The sequence below is a fragment of the Pandoraea pneumonica genome (assembly GCF_049918595.1).
Lineage (GTDB): Bacteria > Pseudomonadota > Gammaproteobacteria > Burkholderiales > Burkholderiaceae > Pandoraea > Pandoraea pneumonica_A.
In genome coordinates this window covers 1317782-1342637 of record NZ_JBNCRZ010000002.1, presented here as the reverse complement: position 1 = coordinate 1342637, position 24856 = coordinate 1317782, and the positions used below count along the sequence as shown (strand labels likewise).

Here is a 24856-nt window from a genome sequence, read left to right as displayed (position 1 = left end):
CGGGCCGGCAAGCCCGAAGTCAGTTACGAGCCGCCTCGGGTGAGCACCCGGAGGTCGGACTCGCGTGCGCAGCGATCGCGCCCGCGAGATTTGGCAAGATAAAGCGCGGCGTCGGCGCGTTGCAGCCATGCGTTATCGTCGTCACCGGTGTGCCACTGCGCTACACCGGCACTGATAGTGAACTGAAGCGCGCGTCCGTCGACATTGATACGCGCTGCGCGAACGGCTTCGCGCAAGCGCTCGGCAGCATCGAAGGCACGGGCTTCGGTGGCGCCACTCAGGATAATAGCGAATTCTTCGCCCCCCAAACGACCGCAGATGTCATCTTCGCGTAACGAATCGTGACAAAGCCGCACGAACGTGGCCAGCACGGTGTCGCCGAGTGCATGCCCCCACGTGTCGTTGATCTGCTTGAAGTGATCGAGGTCGACCAGGATGACGCAGGCCGCCACGCCGGTGGTGCTGGCCTGATGCACTTCGCTGCGCAGACGCTTGAGGAAGTGGCCGCGCGACAGGCTGCCGGTCAGCGCGTCGTATTTCACTTCGTGTTCCAGCGCGGCGTTCTTCGCCAGCGTGTCGGACAACTGAAGTTTGCCGCGCCGCAGGTGGCGAATCAGCAGGAAGAGGGCGCCGCCGGAGGTCAGCAACAGGCCGAACACGAGCCACGTGTAACGCTGACGCTCGATGAAGAGACTGCGCAGCGTGGGCACTTCGCTCATCGTGTAGATCACCATCTCGCTATCCATCGACGGTGCCGATTCGAGCAGATAGGGCTGATTGTCCGGGCGCACGCGCACCAGATCGGCCTCTTCAGGGGCGTGGTGTGCCTCGTGTGCGTGACTGGCATCGGAATCGGCACTCAGATTCGGCATCAGGAAGGACGGCGTGCCCGGCGCGGGATCGAAGCTTTCGATGGGGACGATCGTGAAATCTTCCTGCTGATACAGGTGACGTCGCTCGGCGGGCGTCATCTTGAACACTGCGGCGCCGGGCACCGCCAAGCCGGTAAACGTCGGGTCGTTGGCGAGCACGATCACGCCGTTGACGTCGGTAATGAACGACGCGCCCGTATCGACCCAATGCGACAGCCGACGCAGCCCGAGTTTGACGACCATGGCCCCGACGAGCCTGCCTTCCTGATAGACGGGCGCGGTGAAGTAAATGCCGGGCATGCGGGTCTTGCGCCCGATCACGTACTGCTGACCGGCCGTACCGAGGATGGCCGTTTGGAAATACGACCGGTCGCCATAGTTGTCGCCGACGAGCGGGTTCGCGTCGCGGGCATCGCTCGACGCAATGGTCACGCCATCCGGCGTGCCGAGCCACACGAGATCGGCACCGAAATACAACTGGGCGGCGCGCAACAGATCGTTGACCGGCTTGAGCGTCGGATTGGCAAGCAGGCGTTCGCGCGCCTTTTCGTGCGGAAGTTCGGTCAGCGGATGGTCGGCGATGCTGGCGGCGGCGTTCTGAATCTGGGCGATTTGCGCCAGCACCTGCGGAATGCCGCGAATGAGGATCAGGTCCTGATTGACCGTGTGAACGGTGCCGCGTGCGAGCCGGGTCGCAACGCTGCGTTCTTCGGCGAGCAGACGCGCCGAACGATTCGCCACCAGTTGATCGGCGGCGAAGCGCGCCAGCCCCCATGCGGCAACGAGGCACAGGAGGATGACGATGCCGCGGACAATCACAGGCGCGGCGCGGCGGCGGGAAAAAAGGGCGTTGGGCAACGGCAGAAACGATTACAGACGTCCGTGCCAGTCTCGGATGAACGTCTCGATGTGACCGGGCGGTAAGGGCCGTGTGCAATGATACCCCTGCCATGCGTGACAGCCGAGTTGCGCAAGCGCATCGCGTTGGGCGCTCGTCTCGACGCCCTCGGCGACCGTCTCGATTTCCAGTTTGCGGGCGATGGCAATGATGGCGCGAATCAACTCAGTGTCGTAGCCGCCGAGCAGCACCCCGGCGACGAACTGATAGTCGATCTTCACGGTGCCGAACGGCCAGCGCTTCAGGCGCACGAAGCTGGAATAGCCGGTGCCGAAGTCGTCCAGCGACAGGCGTACACCCATCGCGACAAGTTCGTTCATCAGCGTGGCCGCTTCATCCAGATGCGAAATCAACGACGATTCCGTGATCTCGATTTCCAGCTTGTCGGGCGGCACGCGGTGGTGCTTGAGCGCGTAGCGCACGGTCTCGAGCGTTTGCACGCGCATCTGCTGGGCTGACAGATTCACCGCCACGCGTGGATATTCCTCCCCGTCGGTCTGCCATTGATCGAGCTGGCGGCAGGCTTCATGCAGCGTCCACTCGCCGATCGGGCCGATCACGTCGCAGCGCTCTGCGGCCGGGATGAACTCGCCGGGCATGATCAGTTCGTCGTCGCGTTGCCAGCGAATCAGCGCTTCGAGACCGGTCAGCCGGTGCGTGCGCATGTCGATTTGCGGCTGATAGTGCAGACGGAATTCCGAACTCGAGAGCGCGCGGCCAATCGCATTGCGCCAATAGTGCTCGTTACCGGCGTCGTCCGGCGGCATGACGATTTCCGTCGGTGCGCTCGGGGCATCGGTCACGAGAAAGCGCGCGGCGCTCTCGCGAATGGCCAGATCGGCCACCTCGGACGTATGTTCGAGCAACGTCGCCGGCCACACCGGCACTTGCGGCAGGTGGGTGACCCCTGCCGACACAATGGGGTAGAGCAAGCCATTGCCGCACGGCACTGGCGATTCGCCTGCGCGGATAAAACGGCGGGTGATTTGCACGGCGGCTTCGCGGCTGCCGAGGTCACGCAACAGCACGGCAATCTGTTGATCGGAGATATGTCCGATCAGGTCGCGACGGCGAATGCGCGAGCCGATGCGAAAGGCGACGGTCGCCATCAGATCGGCGTCGGAAATGGCGTGTTGGTTGGTCGCGGTGCGCTGACCGCGCCCGACATGCAGCACCACGAGGGCGCTGTGGCTGCCGGGCGGGCTGGGTGTGCGCAGCTCGAGACTGAGGGCGCGCAGGAGCCGCTGGCGATCCAGCAACAGATCGGCCAGAACGACTTGCCGGCGTAGCGCGTTGGTATCGTTCATCTCGGCACGCCAGAAAACCCTTGAATCATGTTCTGCATAAGACGCGTAAATGTGTCGGCCGGTGACGGGCGATGCATTGGCAGCCCCATGCGAGGCACCCCCCGGTTTCCGGCAGACCGCGCGCAAGGCGTGGCCCGACTAGAAGCTCGTTCCCGGTCGCGAAAACCGGGTCCTTTGACCTTTAACGGCACCTGACTTTAAAAATTAAGTCCGGGTTTCACCTATGGCCCGGGCGGCTGGGTTGCGCCAGCCACTCGCGGCCACGCAACATGTAATCCCAATACACCTTGGGCAGCACGTACTTCTTTAAAACCCACGCAAAACGGTTGGGATGCGTGCCGTCGATCGGGAACGTCGGCAGCAATTTGCCGCCATAGCCGAACTCGGCCAGCACGATCTTGCCGTGCTCGACGGTCAGCGGGCAGGCGCCATACCCGTCGTATTGCAGCGGCAGCGGGCGGCCATCCATCGCGGCGAGCAGATTCTCTGCGACGACCACGGCTTGCTTGCGCGCCGCGGCGGCAGTCTTGGCGTTGGGCGCCGAAATGGCGTCGCCCAGCCCGAAGACGTTGGCGAAGCGGACATGGCGCAGCGTCGCGTGATCGACCTCGCACCAGCCTGCGGCATCGGCCAGTGGGCTCGCGCGCAGCACGTCGGGCGCGCTCTGCGGCGGCACGACGTGCAGCAGATCGAACGGTTTGTCGACGAATTGCGACTGGCCGTCGGCGTCGAAAATTTCGAAACGCGCCACACGGCGCTCGCCGTCGACGGCGCGCAGGTGCGAGAGGTGATTGAGCGAGATGTTGTAGCGCTTCACGTACTCCATGAGCGCCGGGATGTAATCCTTTACGCCGAACAGCGCAGGCGCGACGAGGTGGAACTCGATCTTCGATTTGTCGAGTACGCCGCGCGAGCGCCACGTGTCGGCCGACAGATACATCGCTTTTTGCGGCGCACCGGCGCACTTGATCGGCATGGGCGGCTGCGTGAACAGCGCGTTGCCACCGGAGAACTCACGCACCAGCGACCACGTGTAGGGCGCGAGGTCGAAGCGATAGTTCGACGTGACGCCATTGCGCCCGAGCGTTTCGGTCAGGCCGTCGATGGCTTCCCAGTTCAGTTGCAGACCCGGGGCGACGATCAGATAGCGATAGGCCAGACGGCGGCCATCGGAGAGCAAGACTTGCTGGTGATCGGGGGCGAACGCAGTGACAGCGGCTTGCAGCCACGTGACGCCTTCGGGAATGACGCTCGCCATGGGGCGTGCCGTGCGTGCCGCGTCGAACTCGCCGGCGCCGACGAGCGTCCAGGCGGGCTGATAGTAATGCGTGTCGGCCGGATCGACGATCGTGATCGAGAGCGACGGGCGGCGGCGGCGCAGGCTGGCTGCCACGGAAATGCCTGCTGCACCGGCGCCCATGATGACGATGTCGGCGCTGTGCTCCGTCACAGGAGTAGGCGTAGCGGATACGTCGCTGGACATAAGGTCTCCGACAATTGGGAAAAATTAGGACGGATTACGACATATCGACACGTTTTTAAAACAGTGAGCGAACGTCGTTAAAACACTATGAAAGATTGGCTGCGTGAAACGTGCCGGGACATTGTATAGAAAACATGCAGGTTTGCCCCTGTTTCAGGTTGCAAACCCACGATTCATCACAATCATCGCGGCGTTCAACGCAATACGCGCACCGGCATGCGTCGATGCGGCAGCGTCGGAGGGGGATTGGCGGGGGTGAGGCGGTTGCGCAGGCGGGATGCGCAATCAGGCGGGGGCGCAAGTCAAATGCGCCCGCCTGAAACTTACGCCACGGTGGGAGATGCCGCAAACGCGGCGATCGCTTTCAGGCGTGTTGGTGATCGTGTTCACACTCGACCGCGATCGGATCGGTGTCGTTGTGACAAGCGCAGGCTTCGCCGTGGGCGCCTTGCATCAGCGCGCGCAGAATGCCGCAATCGCTCGTGTCGTGACGACTCTGGCATTGGGCCTGCAAATGCAACAACTGTTGCTCAAGCGCCTGCAATTCGTGGATACGGGCGTGCACGCGCGTCAGGTGCGCTTCGATCAACTGATTGGCGTCCTCGCACGTGACTGTTGTGTCGTGCGCGAGCTCGCCTAGCCGCTTGGCGTCGGCGAGCGGCATGTCGAGCGAGCGGCAGTGGCGGATGAAGCGCAGGGCTTCCAAATGTTCCGTGCCGTAGGTGCGATACCCCCCGTCGGTACGCGGCGGGGCGGCCAGCAGGCCCGCCCGCTCGTAATAGCGGATGGTTTCGACGTCGGTCTCGGCCGCACGCGCCAGTTCACCGATTTTCATGCTTGACTCCGTAGTGACTACAGGGTTTTGAATAGAGAGTAACACGAATCACGTAACCAGGAGTGAACATGCCCAATCCCTCGGATCCGGCCCGCCGGGCGGCCCCGGAGGCGGTGTGTGACCACGCGCACGGCCCCGAACACGCCCGTCACACCCATGACAACCATGGGCACGGCAAGCGCGACGCGCATGCCCATGCGCATGAGCAGACGCACGATCATGGCGCACAGGCCCGTCGCGATGACCACGACCATGCGCACGACCACCGCCATGACGCGACGTCGGGCGCGCATTCACACACCCACGATCACGGCCATGCGCACGATGCCCCGGCGTGCTGTGGCGATTCGGCCAGCCTGATGCCCGAGGCCGTGGCCCCGTCCGCCGACGCCCCGCAGGCGCGCTTTCGTATCGATCAGATGGATTGCCCGACCGAAGAACGCCTGATTCGAGATCAGTTGGCGCGCCAGCCAGGCATCGATACGCTGTACTTCAACCTGCTCAAGCGCGAGTTGACGGTCGTTTTCGGCGCCAAGGCATCGGAAGCCGAGGTCAGCCGTCAGAGCGACGTGGTGGCCGACACCTTGCGCAAGCTCGGCATGACGCCCGTGCCTCTCATTGCGGGTGCGGCGAACGTTGCACCACCGCCTGCCAATCGCAAAGGCGACGTCGCACGGCTGATCGCCGGGGGCGTGCTGGCGGCCGCCAGCGAAGTGGCCGTCTGGTCGGGCGTGCCGGAGCACAGCGTGTGGGTCGGCGCGATCGTCGTGGCGGCCATCGCGTTGTGCGGATTGCCGACGCTCAAGAAGGGCTGGATTGCGCTGCGCCATTTCACGCTGAACATCCACTTCCTGATGTCGCTCGCCGTGATCGGCGCGCTGGCGATCGGCCAGTGGCCCGAGGCAGCGATGGTCATCGTGTTGTTTGCCATTTCCGAGAAGCTCGAGGCGGCGTCGCTCACCCGTGCTCGCCGTGCTGTTGAAGCGCTGATGCGTCTCGCGCCGGACGAGGCTTCGGTCGAGCAACCCGACGGTAGCTGGGCCGACCAGCCCGTTGCGGCACTGACCGTCGGCACGCGCGTACGCGCCCGTCCGGGCGAGCGTATTGCGATTGACGGCGTGATCGAGCAGGGCAGTTCTGCGCTCAATCAAGCGTCGATTACCGGCGAGAGCGTCCCCGTCGACAAGACGGTCGGTGACGAGGTTTTCGCGGGCAGCATCAACGAAAGCGGCCTGATTGTTTACCGCACGAGTGTTGCCCCGGGAGATACCACGCTGGCGCGCATCGTACGCATCGTGGAGACGGCGCAGCAGCAACGCTCGCCGACTCAGCGCTTCGTAGACAAGTTCTCGCGCATCTACACACCCGTCGTGGTGCTTTGCGCGTTGCTCGTCGCGATTGTGCCGCCGTTGGCTTTCGGCCTCGCGTGGACGCCATGGATCTACAAGGCGCTCGTCATGCTGGTGATTGCGTGCCCGTGTGCATTGGTGATTTCGACGCCTGTCACGGTGGTGAGCGGTCTGACAGCGGCGGCGCGTGCGGGCATTCTGATCAAGGGCGGGGCATTTCTGGAGAGCGGGCGGCTGATTCGTGCCGTTGCGCTCGACAAGACGGGAACGCTCACCCGAGGCGAGCCGCATCTGACCGATGTGGTGCCGCTTGACGCGACCACCGAGGCGGCGCGCAACGAGGTGCTGACCCTCGCGGCGGCACTCGATGCCCAAACGACGCACCCGATTGCCCGTGCGGTGGTCGATGGGTACCAGGCCACCGGATTGGGGTCGTTGCCTGCGGTGACTGACTTCGAAGCGTTGCCGGGCATGGGCGTGAAAGGTCGCATCGGGCAAACGTTGTACTACCTTGGCAACCATCGCCTCATCGAGTCGCTTGGCGTGTGCAATGCGACGGTCGAAGCCGAATTGACGCGTCTCGAAGCGCAAGCACGCACGGCTATCGTGTTGGCGAGCGAAACACAGGCGCTGGCGGTGCTGGCGGTGGCCGACACGCTGCGTGAAGAAAGCCGCGAAGCGCTGTCGCAACTGGCGCAAATGGGCATTCGTACAGTGATGTTGACGGGCGACAATCGTGCGACGGCGCAGGTCATCGGCGAGCAAGCCGGTGTGAGCGACGTGCGAGCCGAAATGCTGCCGGAAGACAAGTGGCAAGCCATTACGGCGTTGCGTGCGGAATTCGGTCACGTCGGCATGGTGGGCGACGGCATCAACGATGCCCCGGCATTGGCCGCTGCCGACGTGGGCTTCGCGATGGGCGTGACGGGGACCGACAGCGCGTTGGAGACCGCAGACGTCACGCTGATGGACGACGATCTGCGCAAATTGCCAGCCTTTCTGGCCCTTTCACGGCGCTCGGCGACGGTGCTCAAGCAGAACATCGCGATCGCACTGGGCATCAAGGCGGTGTTCTTCGCGCTGGCCGTGGTGGGGGCGGCGTCGCTCTGGATGGCAGTCTTCGCCGACGTGGGCGCGAGTCTGCTGGTGATTGCTAACGGTATGCGGTTGCTGCGAACACGAGCCGCTTAACGGTGTTTGCGAATGCCGCGTTCGAGCGATTCCGCGTCGGGCAGTCGGCATAGCACGTGGGCTGCGCGACTCGTCGCATTCACGATGAAGGTGTCGAGTCGCCCGGTCAGTACGTCGCGCTGGGCTTGCGAGAGCGGCATCGCCTCGCAGGCCTGCTGCGCCACCACCGCGTCGTTGAGCTGGCCGAGCAAGTTCTGCGCGGCGCGCAGAGTGTCCTGATAGGGCGTGCGCATGGCTTTGCGCAACCACGGCGTCAACGCTTCGGCGCTGTAACGCGCCTTTTTGATCCGCACGCGCAATGCGTGCAACTGATCGGTATCGAGCATCGCCAATTGGCGACAATCCGGAAATAACGCAATGTAGCGCACGCGAATCACGTCACGTGCGTGCTTTGCCATCGCGCGTGGCCGCGTGCCCGGCGTACGCGACGGGCGTCGCAATGCCTTGGCGGCCTGCACGTTCGTATCGCCCTGTTCGTCGATGCCGAATGCGCGCCGAAGCAGACGATGCAAGGCCACCTGTCGGTCGCTTAGCAGGGCCTCGTCCGCTTGACTATGCGCGTCGCTACGCAGCTTAGCCACATAGGCATCGACGGATGGCCAGTCGATATCGGGATGCTCGGTACGCAACGCGGGCAACGTGCTGGTGGCCAGCACGTCGGCATCGCGTGCCGGTCCCATGGTGTGGCTTAGCCAGTGCAATTCTTGTTTGAGTTTGCGGTGCCACCGAGGCTTCAGCCAAGGCGAGAAGATGTCGATGAGCGCACGCAGACGGCGCGTGGCAATACGCAGGTGGTGGATGGCTTCGGGGGCGATGACGTCGCCACCGTTGTGCGCGGCCGAGAGCGTCGGCCACTGGGCAATCGTTTCGGCAGCCAGTCTGACGAGCAGACGTGACGCAGGCATCCGACGCATCTGTCCGGCATCGAGCGGTGAGCCGATGTCCGCAGCAGGTCGCGCAGAAAGCGAGGAATTCTCGGGGGTGGCGGCGCTGGCCGCAGACGTCTCGCGTGTCATGTCACGCACCATAGCATAGGTCGCTAGGCCAGGAGAGTCGGAAGATATTACGCAGGGGTCGTGCTACCGCGGGCGCCCGGTTCCCGAAAGGATTCGGCGCTGGACACCCGCGAGGCGCGCAGCTCACATCAGTCGTGGTCCTCGCGAGAGGGTGACGTGAGACATATCTCTTTGCTACGAACCGGAGGCCGGCGGCGCAGGCAAAAAAGATAGGCCGGCCCGAAGGCCGGCCTGCGCGCAACTGGCTTTACTTCTTGTTCACAGCGTCCTTGAACGCCTTACCAGCCGTGAACTTCACGGTCTTGGCAGCCGGGATCTTGATCGCTTCGCCGGTCTTCGGGTTGCGGCCGGTACGCGCAGCGCGCTTGCCCGAACCGAACGAGCCGAAGCCGATCAACTGAACCGCGTCACCCTTTGCGACTGCCTTCTTGACGGTCTCGAGCAGAGCGTCGATGGTTTCGCCGGTTTGAGCCTTGCTTGCACCCGTAACACCAGCGACGGCGTCGATCAGTTCCTGTTTGTTCATGTGTGTTTCCCTTGAGAGGTGGTGAATACCGGCGACAACTCTAACACTTTCGCCATTTGACGAGTGTCGGTGTTGTATCCGCGCCATAAGGCACGCGGCGCGCGCCAGAATGTCGCCTACGCGGCACATCGAAAGCACACGATCCGGAGATCGCGTCTCGTGACGTGACGAGAGGGCGCCGGCACTTGCCGGGCAGCCGCATTATAGAGCCTTCGGCGGCCTGTGGGCCAGTCCTGGCAACGGTTTGCGGCGATTTTGTTGCGCAATGCCGCGTACTTTCTCGTTCTTGGTGGTAAAACCCCGGTAACTGCGCTCATCTGCGGGCTTAGCACCTCGCAATCCCTTGCTGGGCGGGCTTTGGGGGTTTCCCTAGCGCGGGAGGGCTTGCGCTGGCGCCTGACTTTTGGTTGGCGTCGCCTCGTGTTTCACTGGCTGTCATCCCAGTGTCATTCACGACACCTAGCGTTGCGGCGCCTGCTACTGCCTACACTTCAGAACACATGATGGCGCGCCAATGCGCGCCTCAAGGATTCGTCGCTATGCTGCTTTGCCAGATCACCGATCTTCACGTGACCCGCCCCGGTGCGCTTGCCTGTGAGCGCGTCGACACGGCGCGCGCGCTGCGCCGCGCGATCGCCACGATCAACCGCTGGTCGCCGCGGCCTGACGCCGTGATCGCTACCGGCGATCTCGTCGATACGCCACATCCATCGGAGTACGAAGTATTGCGGGAATGCCTCGCCGAATTGCAGATTCCGCTCTATCTCGTCGTGGGCAATCACGACCATCGCGCGGGTCTGCGGGCGGCGTTCCCCGAGCACACGTATCTGCACGGCGGCAAGCCGGGCGAGGGCAGTGAGGCCGGTAAGGCCGGTGGTGACGACTTCGTGCAATACCGCGTCGACATCGGCCCTGTGACCGTGCTGGCGCTCGATACGCAATCGCCGCCGGGGGCCAGCGGTCACTTGTGCGACGCGAGGCTCGACTGGCTCGACGCCAAGCTACAGGCCTGCGAAGGACGCCCAACGATCATCGCCATGCACCATCCGCCATTCGATACCGGTATCGCGTTCATGGACGAACTCGGTCTGTCGGCCCAAGGCCGGGCGGGCTTCGCGGCAGTGGTGTCTCGCCACCCCCACATCGAGCGAGTGATCTGCGGGCATTTGCATCGCAGCATTCAGGCTGGGGTGGCGGGGGCACCCGGTGTGATGGCGAGTACCTGCGTCTCGACCGCCCATCAGATATCGCTTGGACTCGCGCCAGATGCGCCTGGATCGATCACGTTGGAGCCGCCCGGGTTCGCGCTTCACCTCTGGCAGCCGGGGGCCGGTGTGCGCACGCATTTGGCGTACGTCGGGCCGTTCGAAGGGCCTTACACGTTCGACGGTGAGTCGGTCTCCTGACGGGTTGACGGTCCCGAATTGTCGCTTGTCACGTAGTTGTCGCAAGGCTTTCACGCGGCTTTCACGCGGTGCGCAGCCACGTCAAAAATGGGGACGATAGTAGGACTGACGATGTGTAGAGTGCGGTCGTATCAACCATAAGAAGTCACTTCAGATCAGCAGTCATGGGCTGCGCCGGGGATCCAAATTGCCGTCTCGCGCCGGTTCCGCGCGAAAGCCGTTGTCCGTCACGAGGGGTGTCTATGCCCGCACGGACGCCATACCGAAGCGTCGGCGCGTGAGCCCGCAGGCCGCCCGACCCGGCTGATTCTTTTTTTCACGAGCGCCACGTGACAACCGCCACGCCTAACGACGCCGAACCGGCACGCGATGCCCATGCATCGGCGCGCGTGCGTCGCTCGCAACCGCTCGGCAACCTGGGCGTGTGGGGGCGTTGGCTCGCACCGGCGGTCGTCCGCCCGCTCGCCGTCCTTGAAATCGTGGGCGTGATGACGCTCGCGATTTTCGTGGCATGGGAGTTTCGACCGGAAGACCCGTTGCTGCGCACCGCGCAGTTTCCCTGGTTGTGGCTCGTCGCTATGGTGACGGCGCTGCGCTATGGGGCTTTCGCGGCGGCGGGAAGCGGGGCGCTGCTCGCGCTGGCTTGGTATCTTCTGTGCGGCCGGTCGGGCGAAGTTTTCCCGATGGGCTATTTCGCGGGTGGAATGACGGCGGTACTTGTCACCGGACATTTTTGCGATGTCTGGTCCTACCGCACGCGCCGTGCGCAGAGTATCAATGGCTATCTGAACGACCGTCTGGTCGCCATCACGCACAACCACTACCTGCTGCGGGTCTCGCACGAGCGCTTGGAGCGTGACTTGCTCGCCCGGCCCGTCACCCTGCGCGACGCCATCACGCGCTTGCGCGACCTGACCGTGCGCCGCGCCGGCGATGTGCACTTGACTGGCGGGGTGACACTGCCGAACGCGCAGCCGATGCTCGAATTCGCCGCGCTCACGTGCCAAATCGAAGTGGCGTCGCTCTTCCCGGTGCGCGGCGATCGCCTCGGCACGACGGCACTCGCGCGCGTAGGGGAGAGTTTCGAACCTATCTCCGACGATCCGCTGGTGCAGCACTGCCTGCGCGAGGGCACGCTGACGCATGTGCGCTCGGATGCCGCGGCCAGCGAGTCGAGCCCTTATCTCGCCTGCGCGCCCCTGGTCGACGCCGACGGGCAACTGGTGAGCGTGCTGATCGTGCGCCGCATGCCGTTTCTGGCCCTCAACCACGACAATCTTCAGCTGTTGCTCGTGTTGCTCGCGTATTACGCCGATGGCGTGGCCCAGCAGCCGCTCGTGGCGGAAGTGCGGGCGTCGGTACCGCAAGCCCCCTACGATTTCGCATTGGAGCTGGGACGCCTCGCACGGCTCAAGCGCGGCAGCGGCATCGAGTCGTCGCTCGTCGCGCTGGTGTTCCCCCGCGGGGCCCGCGGCGACTCCCTGTTCGAGCAGACCGTGCGCCAGCGCCGCGCACTCGACGCGCTGTGGACCTTAGGCACGCCGCGCCAGCAGATCGCCATCGCGCTGATGCCGATTACCGACGAGCACGGCATCGACGGTTACCTGTTGCGCGTGGAAAACCTCCTCCGTCAGCAATACGACGTCGATTTTCAGAGCGGCCATATTGCGATTCACAGCGCACACGTCGATGCCGATGCGCCGGGCGAAGGGCTGCTCAAACTCGTCGAACGGTGTACCGGCCATGGTTGACTTGACGCATCGCGACGACGCCTTGCGAAGCTGGCAGCGACCCGGTCAAGGCGGCGCGGCAAAGGCGCTGCGGTGGATGCTGCTGCTCGTCGTGGCGGGCCTTGCGATGGCAGCGCAGTGGCAGGCGGCCCGCATCGTTCTCTTTCCTTCCCCAGTTGTCGAAGTGACGCCTGGTGTCGATGGCACTGGCGCCGCGCTCCATGCGCTCGCGTGGACAGACCCGCTATGGCTTGTGCTGGCATGGCAAGCCGTGTCGGCTTGTCTGGCTGGCGCGTTCATGACGCACGCCTTGCCCGCGAGCTATCGTCATCGGCGCGGCGTCGGGTGGCACACCGCACTGATCTGTTTCTTCCTGCCGCTGGTCGGGATCTTCGTGCTGTTCGGTGTGATGCTGATCGGTTACCTGTTTCCGATGCCGCGTGAAATGCCACAAGCCGTACAGGTGGCGTCGCCCGGGTTCGTCACGCATCTGGTGGCGCGCGTGCGACATGGCACCGGTATGCGATTGCGTGCCCGCCTGCGCAACGTGAACGGCGAGCGTGACGATCGCGTGGCCGCACTCGTGTCGGTGCAGGCGCTGCCGTCGCGTGTGACCAGCGAAATTGCGCGTGATCTGCTCGCCGACCCGGTGGAGGAGGTGCGTCTGCTGGCATACGGCATTCTCGATGGGCTGGAGAAGCGCATCATGCAGCAGATCTTCCAGATGCGAGACCGCCACGAGGCGGCGCAGGACGAGGACGAACGCGCCGACACGAGTCGTCGGCTGGCTCAGTTGTATTGGGAGCTCATTTATCAGAACCTGGTGCGCGGCGAGGTGCTGCGTTTCACGCTGGAACGGGTCGAATTCTTCGCGCACGCGACGCTTGAGCAGCATGAAGACGATGCTTCGATGTGGTATCTGCTTGGCCGGTGTTCGTTGCTGCGCCACGCGCCCGATGCCGCAGAAATGTATCTGCGGCATGCGCAGTTCCACAGTTTCCCCAGCGAGCGGTTGCTGCCATGGCTGGCCGAAGCGGCGTTCCAGAAACGCCGTTACGACCGTGTGACGCAACTGCTGTGCGGACTGGGTGGTCACGCCGCACTGGCGGCGGTGTCGCCGACGGTGCAGCCTGCTGTGCGGTTCTGGACGAGATGATGTCGCCGCCCGACGCGCCCGGCGAGATGCCGCTCGACGCCGGCGAGGCTTCGGCCACGCCGGCGCCTCAAACCGCGCCCGTGGCCGATGTGGCATTGCTGCTCGAAGGCACGTTTCCCTACGTGCGCGGGGGCGTGTCGTCGTGGGTCGACCAACTGATCCGCGCGTTTCCCGAGCGGACGTTCGCGGTGGTGTTCATTGGCAGCCGCCGCGAAGACTACGGCGCACCGGTGTACGAATTGCCGCCGAACGTCACCCACTTTGAGGCGCATTACCTCTACGAAACCTCGTCGCAAGACGACGCAGTGGCCAGTCATCAGGGCGTGCTCCACACCGACGGCGACGCGCGAGCGTTTGCACAGGTCGGCGAGATGCACGATTTGATGCGGCGCCGCGACGCTGCGGGGCACGGGCACGCCGACGGGGCGGGGAACGATGGCCTGCGCCAGATGCTTGCGCGCCTCCTGCCGATGCTTCGCGAGGACCGTGAACTGGCACAGCCCCAGTTTCTGCACAGTCGCGCGGCGTGGGACTTCATGACCGAGCGCTACGAGCGTCACTGTCTCGACCCGTCGTTCACCGATTATTTCTGGACCGTGCGCACGATGCACAAACCGCTGTGGCAACTCGCGCGCATTGCCGACGCCATGCCGCCTGCGCGCATGTATCACACGGTATCGACTGGCTATGCGGGCCTGCTGGGCGCGTTGTTGCGGTTCTCGACCGGACGTCCGCTGCTGGTGAGCGAGCATGGCAGTTACACCAAGGAGCGCAAGCTCGATCTGCTGCAAAGCGAATGGTTGCGCGATAACCGCGGGGTGCTGGAGCGCGATATCTCGCAGGTCGGCTATTTCCAAAACCTATGGATGCGCTTCTTCGAGACGATCGGGCGCGTGTGCTACGACGCGGCCGACGACATCGTGGCCCTGTTCGAAGGCAATCGGCAGCGGCAACTCGCCGACGGCGCGCCTGCGCACAAGACACGCAATATCGCGAACGGGATCGACGTTGCACGTTTTGCGGCGCTTCGGGTGCCACGGCGTGGCGACCCGGGCGCGGCCGACGATCCGGGCAATCCTGACAATCCGGATGAGGCAGACCGTACGGACATTCCACCGGTAGTGGCCCTCATCGGGCGGGTGGTGCCGGTCAAGGACATCAAGACGTTCTTGCGGGCGATCTTCATCGCGTATCGCCATCGTCCCGATGTGCAAGGCTGGATCATCGGCCCGGAGACGGAGGACCCGGCGTACGCGCAGGAGTGCCGCGACGTGGCGGCGAGTCTCGGCATGGAGTATCAGGTGCGCTTCATGGGCTACCGGCCTGTCGAGACGGTGTTGCCGCACATCGGCGTGTTGGCGTTGTCGTCGGTCTCCGAGGCGTTGCCGCTCGTCGTGCTGGAGGCGGCGGCCGCCGGTGTGCCGGTGGTGACCACCGATGTCGGCGCGTGCCGTCATCTGATCGAAGGGGATCACGCCCTCGACGGCGACCGGGCGCTGGGAAGTGCCGGTCGCGTCGTACCCATTGCCGACCCGGAAGCCCTTGCGGCTGCCATCGTCGACGTGCTGGAGCCGAATGTCTGGCACGCTGCAAGCCGTGCCGGCATGGCCCGAGTGGCACGTCACTACACGCACGACGCCATGTGCGATGCCTATCGTGCGCTCTACGGGCGTCTGCTGGCGGGGAGTCACGGCTGATGGCGGGTATCGGTTTCGAATTGCGCCGATTGCTGCGCAGCGACACGCTATCGGGCACGCTCGTGGCGTACAGCTACGCGGGGATCATCAGCGCGGGGCCGTTGGTGCTGTCGATGGTCGGCATCGTGCTCGTCGGCCTCATGAGTCTTGCCAACGTGCAGTCGGCCACCATCCTCACGCAGTTTCAGGTGTCGGTGACGTACCTGATCGCCGCCAGCGTGATCGTCACCGGGCTAGTGCAATTGGCCTTCACGCGGCATTTGAGCGACCGGTTGTTCGCGGGCGAATCGCGGGCCGTCATGCCTGCGCTCGGCGCGGTGGCGCTGGTCACCACCGTGGTGCTCGGTAGCCTCGGTCTGGTGTTGTCGCAGACGCTCTTCGTCGCGTTGCCACTGGCTTACCGGTGGTTGATGTGGATCGGCTTCGTGTTGCTCGGCAACCTGTGGGTCGTGGTGTTGTTTCTCACCAGCGTGAAGCAGTACCGCGCGATTCTCGGTGTGTTTTGCGTCGGCTACAGCTTGAGCGTGGTGAGCGCCGTGCTGTTGGGGCGCTACGGTCTGGTGGGGTTGCTGGGCGGGTTCGTGATCGGTCATGCGTGCCTGCTGCTGGGGCTGGTGGCGATCGTCGTGCGGCAGTACCGCACCGATACGTGGCTGTCGTGGGACGTCTTTGCGCCGAAGGGGTTGTACGTGTCGCTGGTCGGCGTGGGCGTGTGTTTCGGACTCGGCGTATGGATCGACAAGCTGATGTTCTGGGTATCGCCCGCCACCGGCATGACGATCATCGGACCGTTGCGGGCGTCGCCTGTCTACGATTTGCCGGTCTTCCTCTCGTATATGTGCGTCATTCCCGGCATGGCGGTGTTTCTGCTGCGCATCGAGACGGACTTTGCCGAAGCCTATACGAGCTTCTTCGATGCCGTGCGGCATGGTGGCACGCTGCGGCAAATCGCGACGGCGCGCGACATGATGACGCGTGCCGTACGCACCGGGTTGTACGAAATTCTGAAGGTGCAAACGGTGGTGACGCTGCTGGTGTTTGCGTTCGGCGACGACATGCTGCGACTGGTCGGCATGCCTGCCGCCTGGCAGCCGTTGCTGCGTGTGGATGTCATTGCGGCCAGCATGCAGGTGTTGCTGCTGGGCGTGCTCAATGTGTTGTTCTATCTCGACCGGCGCCGCGAGGTGCTCGTGATTACCGCGTCGCTGGTGGTGCTCAACGCGGTGTTCACTTGGGCGAGTCTGCGGCTCGGGCCGGACTGGTACGGCTATGGGTTTGCCCTGGCGTTGTTGTGCGTGCTGATAGTGGGTGTCGTCTGGTTAGGCAGGCGGTTGGGCGCCCTCGAATACGAGACGTATATGCGTCAGCCGATGTAAGGCTGCCGGCGGCCCGCGCCAATTGGCGAAGCCGGCAGCCGTGGAGTAAGATGCGGGACCTCGCGCAACGTGCGCGACCCCGGGCGCGCGGGGAAGGCGACGCCAAGGCATTTTCATGAGCAATCAGGGCACCATTCTCGTTACCGGCGGCGCCGGTTATATCGGCTCGCATACGTGTGTCGAGTTACTGGCAGGCGGTTACGACGTCGTCATTGTCGATAACCTCAGCAACAGTCAACGCGAAGCCATTGTCCGTATCGAACGCATTGCTGGGCGCGCGCCGGTGTTCATCCAGGGCGACGTGTGTTCCGCCGCGCTCATGGAGGACGTTTTTGCCCGCCACCGCATCGATGGCGTGATTCACTTTGCGGCGCTCAAGTCGGTCGGCGAGTCGGTTCGCGAGCCGTTGCGCTACTACAGCAACAACCTTGGCAGCCTCGTCACGTTGCTTGCCACCATGGCGCGTCACAACGTACACGATCTGGTGTTCAGTTCGTCGGCCACGGTGTACGGCAATCCGAGCTCGGTGCCCGTCGACGAGACGTTCCCGCTGTCGACGACGAATCCGTACGGCCAGACCAAATTGATGGCTGAGCAGATGATCGCCGACACCGTGGCGGCCGACCCGCGCTGGCGCTGCGCCACACTGCGGTACTTCAATCCTGTCGGTGCCCACGAGAGCGGTTTGCTGGGCGAGGACCCTGGCGGCGTGCCAAACAACCTGATGCCGTTCGTCGCACAAGTGGCCGTGGGCAAGCAAGCACGGCTGAAGGTATTCGGCGGCGACTGGCCGACGCCCGACGGCACCGGTGTGCGCGACTATCTGCATGTGGTCGATTTGGCGCGCGGGCATTTGTCGGCGCTGACCGGTTTGCGCACGCATGGAGCGGGTTTCACCGTGAATCTGGGCACTGGGCAAGGACATAGCGTGCTCGACGTCGTTCGTGCCTTCGAGGCAGCGAGCGGGCGCGATGTGCCGTACGAGATCGTGGCCCGCCGGACTGGCGACATCGCCACGTGTTACGCCAATCCGGCCAAGGCACAGGCGCTGCTGGGCTGGCGCGCGCAGTACGATCTGGCGCGTATGTGTGCCGATCACTGGCGCTGGCAGCGCCAGAATCCTGATGGATATCAATAATCGTCCCGAAAAACCCCGTTAGGGGACAGGGGACAAATGAAAGCCATTCCCAATTAAGGTAAAATAGTCGGGTTTTCCCGCCCTCGACCGATAGTGCGTGCACCTTGCGCGCCGCCGTCCCGGGCTACGGGGCCATTACCGCATTACCGACCGCCAATATGAGTACACAGAATCAACAGACCGTGCTGGAAGTCCACCACTGGACTGATACGTTGTTCAGCTTCAAGACCACGCGCGACGCTTCGTTCCGTTATGTCAATGGCCAGTTCACGATGATTGGTCTGGAAGTCGAAGGCAAACCGCTGCTGCGCGCCTACAGCATGGCGAGCGCCAATTACGAGGAAGAGCTGGAATTCCTGAGCATCAAGGTGCAGGACGGTCCGCTGACCTCGCGTCTGCAACATTTGAAGCCGGGCGACAAGGTGATCGTGGGCCGCAAGCCGACGGGCACGCTCATCAACGACAACCTGCTGCCGGGCAAGAACCTGTATCTGCTCTCGACGGGCACGGGCCTCGCGCCGTTCATGAGCATCATTCGCGACCCGGAAGTGTATGACCGTTACGAGCACATCATTCTCGTGCACGGCTGCCGCTTCACGAGCGAACTGGCTTACCGCGATCTGATCACCCAGCATTTGCCGGAACACGAGTATCTGGGCGAGTACGTGCGCGACAAGCTGATCTACTACCCGACCGTCACGCGCGAAGAGTTCGAGAACCAGGGCCGTATTACGGAGCTGGTCGAGTCGGGCAAGATGTTCCAGGACATCGGCCTGCCGGAATTCACGCCGGAAAACGACCGTGTCATGCTGTGCGGCAGCCCGGCCATGCTCAAGGACACCCGCGAGCTGCTGGAAAAGCGCGGCTTCGTCGAAGGCCACAACCACGCACCGGGGCACTACCTCGTCGAGCGCGCGTTCGTCGGTTAATTCGACAAGCGGTACGGCATCAAACAAAAACCCCGCGACGCAAACGTCGTGGGGTTTTTTGTCGTTCTGGCCCAGGCAAAAGACTGCCGGGGCCGCCGCACGTCATTCGCGCGGCGACCGGTCGTCGTTTAGAACTGAATCGTCGCGTTGGCCACGAACGTGCGCGTGGCGCCGAGGAACAGGAAGCCGCCCCACGCTTCGGTCCAGTACTTGCGATCGAACAGGTTGTTGATCCCCGCGCGGAACACGACGTCCTTGCCGCTGATACGGGTCTGATACTTCGCGCTCAGATCGAACGTGGTGTAGCCCGGGATGAACTGCGTGTTGGCCGCGTCGACCGCCATGCCGCCCACGTACTTGCCGCCGAACGCGACCGTCAACTCGCGCAGGTAAGACGGGTTGTACTCGATGCGTCCCGTGCCGATGAACTTGGCTGCGCCATACACGCGCTTGCCGTTGACCGTCGGATCGTCGATGTCCACCGCCTTCGAGTTCATCAGTAGCACACCACCCATCAGGCGCCAGTCGTTGACCGGCTTGACCCACGCGCTCGCGTCCAGCCCCTGGAAGCGCATGATGCCGTTCTGCACCAGGTTGTTGTTCGAATCGGCGTACGAATAGCCGCGGCGAAGCTGGAACAACGCGATGTTGGCGCCCCAATTCCGGTTATCCGTCTTGAAGCCGACTTCCCACTGCTTGCTCTTGAGCGGGCCGTACGTCGTGCCCGAGTTGGCGTAGCGGTTGTCGGCCGATGCGCCTTCTTCCAGCGACTCGACGTAGCTCACATAAGCGGTCGAATTCGCGTCGGTCTTGTACATCAACGCGATGGTCGGCGAGACCGGGTTGGCCGAGTAGTTCGCCGACTGGTTGCCGTTGGTGTAATAGCTCCAGTCGTGATACTGCGTGTAACGCGCGCCAAGCAGCACCGACAGACGCGACGTGATGTGTACCGTGTCGCTCGCGTAGATCGCCGCTTGCGTGATGCGGCCCGCGCGATACAAGTCGGCCGAAATACCGGCTTGCGCGTTGGTCAGCAACGTCGTCGAGAACAGGTTGCCGTTGCCGAGGTTGTAGCCGTTTTGCCAGCCTTCGCCCGCGTCGTAGTCTTTCCACTGGTTCATGTAGCTCGCGCCCACGACCACGTCGTGTTTCACGCCCCACGTGTCGACCTTGCCTTGCAGCATGGCGTCGTAGTTCTGGTAGTAGTAACGCGTGAGCGCTGCGTACAGCGTGTTGGTGTAGTTGCCCGCGTTGTCGTTCACCGCGATGAAGCTGTCGAAGTTGTAGCGGTTTTCCTTCGCGAAGCGGAATTTCAGGCTGGCGCGCCAGTCGTCCGAGATGCGGTAATCGAGGCCGCTGCCTACCGACAGGAACTCGGTTTCATACCAGTTCTGCGGTTGAGACAAGTCCTTGATGCTCTTGGCGGCCGGAATCTGCGTCACGCCGTAGAACCCGAGACCGAAAATCGTGCCTGTCGATTTGCGATCCTGATACATCACGTCGGCCGACCACGTGAGGTTCGGCGTGATGCGCCAGTCGAGCGCCAGCGATGCGCCCTTGCGGCGAATATGCTGATTCGCTTCCGACGAGTTGCCTTCCTCGTTGACCACATTCATGCGATAGCCGAACTGATTGTCCGGGCCGAACCGGCCGCCCACGTCGAGCTTCCCGGCCCAGATGTTGGCCGACGTGTAGCCGATGGTCGCCGATTGGTACGGGTCGTCCGTTGGGCGCTTCATCACGTAGTTCAGCATGCCGCCCGGCGTGGCGAAGCCGTACATGAAGCCGCCTGCACCCTTGAGCAGTTCCACTTTCTCGAACGGTTCCAGCGCGAGATCGGCGTCCCACACCGGGAAGCTCTGACCGTCGACCTTGATGCCGTTGAGCATGTCGATCGCCAGACCGCGCACGCTGAAGACGGCATTCTCGCCGGTCGCGCTACTGATGACCTGTGCGACGGACGGGTCGTACTTGAACACGTCGTTGATCGACGTTGCCATCAAATCCTGTGCTTGCTCGTTCGTCACGGTCGTGGTCGAGAAGGGTGTGTCGACGGCCTTACGTGTGCCGAGTGCCCCCGAGGTCACGTTTTTCACGGCGAGCGGATCGTAGTCGTTGCTGCGATCGCCGACGACGGTCGTCGTCGACAACTGGGCGGTCGGCGTCTGCGCGGTCGTCGCCGCGGGTGCCCCATGGTTCGCCGCCGGGTCGGCCGACGCGCTGGTGGCAGCGCTTTGCGCGTACGCCTGCGATGCCGCCAATGCGGCGTAGGTTGCGATCAGCGCGAACGTGGCCCGAGCGATGGGCGAAGCACGACGCGAAACTTCGGGGCGAGCGAGGGCGCGCGCCGTGACGGAGCGGATTTGCGACATTGGGGTACATCTCCCTGAGTAAGTGACTGACTGTCTTGTGCTGGATCGATGGCGTCGGTGCGCCAAATCTCTTATGTCCCGGGCGAGGGCTTCGCCGGGGGAATCCTTAACTGGCGGTGTGCGCCTCTCGCTGTGCCTGCGTGGCGCTATCCGTCGGCAGTGCGGGGCGTGCCCACACACTGTTCGGATCGCCATGACGTGCGCGTCGCCACGTCGCGCGAGCGAACAGGAAGAACGCGATCGCGCAAACAATGGCGACGAGATCGACCCCTGCGAGTACCCAGTCGCCCGCAGCGATCGAGTGCAACACGCTGTCCGGGGTGACGATGGCGTCGAGAACGGGAATGGCCAGACAGGCAATCGCCGTCGCGGCGAGCAATCCGGTGGCGGCCACGGCGGGTGCCGTGAGCGCAGCAAAGATCAATGACAGTGCGACCGTGACGACGAAGATCGACAGCGCCGTCGTGCCTTGCGAGAGCAGTGCACCCGAGAACGCCACCGCCAACCCGAGGCACGTGCCGAGGAACACCCCGGCCGTGGCCTTTGCCATCCAGCGCAGATTGGCCGGTTGAATCGCCGAGTTGCGCTTGCGGCGCGACTCCAGCCACAGCAAGTTGCCGTTGTACACCAGCACCGCGCCCATCAGGCCGAGGACGAAGTAGACCCAGCGCATGCCGATACCGGCGAAATTGCCGAAGTGCGCGCCGTAAATCATGCTCATGACGGCGTGATTGGCGTCGCGTGCGCCCGGGCTGTGCTGACCGACGATGGCGCCGTCGTTCAGACGCACGGCCACGGCGGCGAACACGCCCAGCGAGTCACCGGCTTCGCCATACACTTCTGCCACGGCGTCCGGCTTGCCGTAACCGGTCCATGCGACGGCGGTCGCTTCCACGTCGGGGGCGGCATGCGCGGCACGCGCGAGCACGTCGGCCAGCGCCAGTGGCTTGCCTTCGACCGGCGCAATTTTGGCGGGCACCGAGCCGGTTACCTGCGGAATCTGCGCCATCAACTTGTTCTCGAACGTGACGACGTTAAATGCCATCATCAACGGCAAGCTCAGGCACAGCAGCGCGCCGGTGAGTGCAAAGACGATGTGAAACGGCAAGCTCAGCACGCCGATCGCGTTATGCGCGTCTTGCCAAAAGCGCTTGAGATTGCGCCCGGGGCGCAGCGCAAAGATGTCGCGCGTGATGCGCGGCAAGTGCACGATGACACCCGAGATCAGCGCCATCCCATAGAACAGCGACACGATGCCCATCAGATACAGGCCGTAGGTCGGAATCGATAGCGAGTAGTGCAGCGCATTGATCGTGGCCGACAGCCCGGGGCGGGCATTGCCGACGATGAGCGAAGGTTGAGCGCCGTCGTTCGATTCGCGCAAGCGCGCCTGCATCCACTCGCCGTCGGGCTGTTGCCAGTAGGCGAATGGCGTTGGCGAATGGTTGGGCAGTACCACGCCCATCTGCTCGCGCGCCGCCGGGTACTTTGCCCGCACGAGTTCAGCCAGTGTCTCGGTCTGCGCGAGCGTGAGCGGCGCATGACGCGTGGCGGGCTGCTCCCAGCGTTCGATTTCGTGTTGAAAAACGGTGAGCGCACCGCCGAGCATGGCGATGAAGAGCGCGAAGCCAGCCACGATGCCGGCCCACGTATGGACGCTCAGATATTGACGTAGCGTTTGGGCACGCATCGGAAAATCCTTACCAGACGGCGCGCGCCAGATATAGCGCGGCCCAGGCGACGGCAGTGGTGGCACCCATGCCGATCCATGCGCGCGTGGCGGTTCGGCTCGCATAGACCACGGCGAACAGGCCGAGCCACACAAGCGGGAAGAGGGCGATGACGGGGATGACAGCGGTGTGCCAGCCCGCCGGCGTCATGTACGCGATGGCCCCGCACAGCGCCATGGCCGCGAAGAAGCCGAGTACGAGACCCGCAAACGTTCTACTCCACATGGGCATCTCCGCGCAGCCAATGCCAGCCGCCAGCGGCGTACGGCCAAAAGAGGAGGCCAAAACACAACGACATGAACGCCGCTGCGATACCGGCTGAAGCCCCGGCCGCCGTCAGCCAGCAAATCACGCTGGCGATGGCAGCCACAAGCGCGAGCGCGCGTGCGGGCTGGGCGCTCAGGCGCTGCGTACGCAGGCGCTGATGCTCCGATGTCAGATAGCAGACGCCGCCTGCAAGCCAGGCCAGCGCAATAGCCAATGCAATCAACATGCTTAGGAATCGACGAGAAACGAGGGCACACAAGCAAAAACGCCGCCCTCAGGCGACGTCACGGCATGTGTGCCGATGAGAACGTTAACGAAAACGATTCGCATTTATAACATGTTTCGGATAATTCCTGAAACATTCGCAAACATCGGGAAACGCGGCGACGCGCAGTCGTGGTTTGGTGACAACGGCGCCGAGCGGGCCGTTGTCAATGCCTTGAATTTATGCGAGATGGTGCTCGGCGCCGCGGTCTTGCGGTTGCCGTGCAGCGGGTCGTCCTGAGTGCCGAAGCGTTGATTAGCGTCCCGTCACCGTTAACTGACGCCTGCCAGTGGTGTCGGCCGGTAGTTGCCCGCCGAACTGCCGAAGCGCGGCCTGTAGGTAAGGGATTTGCGGACCGGGCGTGGGCTGCGCTCGATCGATCTCCGGCAGCAGATGCCACGGCGCGGTCGGGTAGAGGTGATGGACGCGATGGAGATTTGCGTTGAGCAGCAACGCCCGGATCGGCGCAGGGGCGTGGAAGTTGCGGGCGCGCGCGGGCTCGTCCATGGCAACGCCGTAGTGCGGCAAGTTGTCGGCAATCGAAAGCCAGATGCCGCGCGCGACGAACGCCGCGACGAACACCGGCCACCACGGCCCGTAGGCCCAGAGGGCGAGCGCGAACATTGCCAGCGTCAGCAGGAAATCGCGCTGAATCCGGCGGCGGCGCACGGGGTCGCTGCCGAACATGACCACGCGGCGGCGCACGTCTTCGTCTTGGGCGTCTGTGCCCAGCGCGCTGGCGGCCAGTGCGGGGAGGCGGCGCAACGGCACCCAGGCGATGATTGGCGCAAAGATTTCCGCCAACCACATGCCGCCCAACAACCGCGACTGATAGCCGAGCCATGCGCGTAACCGCAAAACCGGTGAGGCGTTTTCGGGAAGGGTGGAAATATCGGGCCGGTCGAACGGCTGCCGCGTGAAGCGATGATGCAGCAGATGACCGAAGCGCATGATTTCGAACGGCAGGCCGAGCAATATCGACAGCATCCGACCAGTGCGTTCATTCGCACGCGGTTTGAGTCGCAACTGACCGTGAATCGATTCGTGAATCAGGCCCCAGTGCATCGGCGTGAGCAGTAGCACGGGCAGTAGCGTGAGTGCGGCGCTCGCCCCCCAATGTCGCATCGCCCAACCCAGCCCGAACCATTGCCAAAGTCCGGCGAGTCCGGTCAGCGCAATCAGCCACGGATTCCAGCGCGACGGGCGGGCGTGCCGCCAGAGCGCCGGCGAAGCTAGAGAAGACAGCGATGCATCGGTGTCCAACTGCGCCGAGGGGGCGACGACATGCTCCATAAGGTCTCCGTGACGTGGGG

19 protein-coding genes are annotated in these 24856 nt (G+C 63.8%); 8 read left to right on the top strand and 11 right to left on the bottom strand.

The window, feature by feature from the left end:
* Positions 1 to 23 precede the first annotated feature (23 nt).
* From ACPWR9_RS12385 to ACPWR9_RS12370, 4 genes are all read right to left on the bottom strand, one after another.
* Entirely contained in the window at positions 24 to 1691 is a 1668-nt protein-coding gene (locus tag ACPWR9_RS12385; RefSeq protein ID WP_426296664.1) for a sensor domain-containing diguanylate cyclase, read from the bottom strand.
* A 51-nt stretch (positions 1692 to 1742) separates the two neighbouring features.
* Positions 1743 to 3077 carry a putative bifunctional diguanylate cyclase/phosphodiesterase gene (locus ACPWR9_RS12380; RefSeq protein WP_426296665.1) on the bottom strand — a complete coding sequence of 445 codons (1335 nt, stop codon included), beginning with the start codon at positions 3075 to 3077 and terminating at the stop codon, positions 1743 to 1745.
* A 217-nt stretch (positions 3078 to 3294) separates the two neighbouring features.
* A complete protein-coding gene (locus ACPWR9_RS12375) occupies positions 3295 to 4560 on the bottom strand; it encodes an FAD/NAD(P)-binding oxidoreductase (protein ID WP_426296666.1) in 1266 nt (421 codons plus the stop codon).
* 364 nt (positions 4561 to 4924) lie between these two features.
* Positions 4925 to 5395, bottom strand: a complete 471-nt coding sequence (locus ACPWR9_RS12370; RefSeq protein WP_150678365.1) for a Cd(II)/Pb(II)-responsive transcriptional regulator — start codon at positions 5393 to 5395, stop codon at positions 4925 to 4927.
* Positions 5396 to 5463: 68 nt separating this feature from the next.
* Here ACPWR9_RS12370 and ACPWR9_RS12365 point away from each other — a divergent pair, with 68 nt between their 5' ends.
* On the top strand, positions 5464 to 7935 hold the full coding sequence (locus ACPWR9_RS12365) for a heavy metal translocating P-type ATPase (protein WP_426296667.1): 2472 nt from the start codon (positions 5464 to 5466) through the stop codon (positions 7933 to 7935).
* Here the strand turns inward: ACPWR9_RS12365 and ACPWR9_RS12360 are convergent.
* Positions 7932 to 8951 (bottom strand): CHAD domain-containing protein, encoded by a 1020-nt coding sequence (locus tag ACPWR9_RS12360; RefSeq protein ID WP_426296668.1) that lies wholly within the window; start codon positions 8949 to 8951, stop codon positions 7932 to 7934. The two genes, ACPWR9_RS12365 and ACPWR9_RS12360, sit on opposite strands and share 4 nt — an antisense overlap.
* Positions 8952 to 9198: 247 nt before the next feature.
* Positions 9199 to 9477, bottom strand: coding sequence for an HU family DNA-binding protein (locus ACPWR9_RS12355; RefSeq protein ID WP_058378908.1), 279 nt, complete (start codon positions 9475 to 9477; stop codon positions 9199 to 9201).
* 539 nt (positions 9478 to 10016) lie between these two features.
* On the opposite strand from ACPWR9_RS12355, the gene ACPWR9_RS12350 reads away from it, so the two are divergent.
* The 7 genes from ACPWR9_RS12350 to ACPWR9_RS12320 all read left to right on the top strand — a co-directional run bounded on the left by ACPWR9_RS12350 (position 10017) and on the right by ACPWR9_RS12320 (position 18909).
* On the top strand, positions 10017 to 10883 hold the full coding sequence (locus ACPWR9_RS12350) for a phosphodiesterase (protein WP_426296669.1): 867 nt from the start codon (positions 10017 to 10019) through the stop codon (positions 10881 to 10883).
* Between the two features lie 329 nt (positions 10884 to 11212).
* Positions 11213 to 12634 (top strand): PelD GGDEF domain-containing protein, encoded by a 1422-nt coding sequence (locus ACPWR9_RS12345; protein WP_426296670.1) that lies wholly within the window; start codon positions 11213 to 11215, stop codon positions 12632 to 12634.
* Positions 12627 to 13769 (top strand): hypothetical protein, encoded by a 1143-nt coding sequence (locus tag ACPWR9_RS12340; protein ID WP_426296671.1) that lies wholly within the window; start codon positions 12627 to 12629, stop codon positions 13767 to 13769. The genes ACPWR9_RS12345 and ACPWR9_RS12340 overlap by 8 nt, the downstream gene beginning before the upstream one ends.
* Positions 13770 to 13795: 26 nt before the next feature.
* Entirely contained in the window at positions 13796 to 15466 is a 1671-nt protein-coding gene (pelF, locus tag ACPWR9_RS12335; protein ID WP_426297925.1) for a GT4 family glycosyltransferase PelF, read from the top strand.
* Entirely contained in the window at positions 15466 to 16842 is a 1377-nt protein-coding gene (gene pelG, locus ACPWR9_RS12330; protein ID WP_426296672.1) for an exopolysaccharide Pel transporter PelG, read from the top strand. Before pelF ends, pelG begins: the two co-directional genes overlap by 1 nt.
* A gap of 115 nt (positions 16843 to 16957) precedes the next feature.
* Complete coding sequence (gene galE / locus ACPWR9_RS12325) at positions 16958 to 17980, top strand: UDP-glucose 4-epimerase GalE (RefSeq protein WP_426296673.1); 1023 nt, start codon at positions 16958 to 16960, stop codon at positions 17978 to 17980.
* Between the two features lie 158 nt (positions 17981 to 18138).
* Positions 18139 to 18909 carry a ferredoxin--NADP reductase gene (locus ACPWR9_RS12320; RefSeq protein WP_150678357.1) on the top strand — a complete coding sequence of 257 codons (771 nt, stop codon included), beginning with the start codon at positions 18139 to 18141 and terminating at the stop codon, positions 18907 to 18909.
* Positions 18910 to 19037: 128 nt separating this feature from the next.
* Here the strand turns inward: ACPWR9_RS12320 and ACPWR9_RS12315 are convergent, their stop codons facing one another.
* The 5 genes from ACPWR9_RS12315 to ACPWR9_RS12295 all read right to left on the bottom strand — a co-directional run bounded on the left by ACPWR9_RS12315 (position 19038) and on the right by ACPWR9_RS12295 (position 24836).
* The gene (locus ACPWR9_RS12315) at positions 19038 to 21281 is read right to left on the bottom strand and encodes a TonB-dependent siderophore receptor (RefSeq protein ID WP_426296674.1); all 2244 of its coding nucleotides are present in this window, start codon (positions 21279 to 21281) and stop codon (positions 19038 to 19040) included.
* Between the two features lie 106 nt (positions 21282 to 21387).
* Positions 21388 to 22971: a PepSY-associated TM helix domain-containing protein gene (locus tag ACPWR9_RS12310; RefSeq protein ID WP_426296675.1), complete on the bottom strand. Its 1584-nt coding sequence runs from the start codon at positions 22969 to 22971 to the stop codon at positions 21388 to 21390.
* 10 nt (positions 22972 to 22981) lie between these two features.
* Positions 22982 to 23236, bottom strand: a complete 255-nt coding sequence (locus ACPWR9_RS12305; RefSeq protein WP_426296676.1) for a hypothetical protein — start codon at positions 23234 to 23236, stop codon at positions 22982 to 22984.
* On the bottom strand, positions 23226 to 23504 hold the full coding sequence (locus ACPWR9_RS12300) for a hypothetical protein (RefSeq protein WP_426296677.1): 279 nt from the start codon (positions 23502 to 23504) through the stop codon (positions 23226 to 23228). The genes ACPWR9_RS12305 and ACPWR9_RS12300 overlap by 11 nt, the downstream gene beginning before the upstream one ends.
* A 294-nt stretch (positions 23505 to 23798) precedes the next feature.
* Complete coding sequence (locus ACPWR9_RS12295) at positions 23799 to 24836, bottom strand: fatty acid desaturase family protein (protein ID WP_426296678.1); 1038 nt, start codon at positions 24834 to 24836, stop codon at positions 23799 to 23801.
* Between the last annotated feature and the right edge of the window lie 20 nt (positions 24837 to 24856).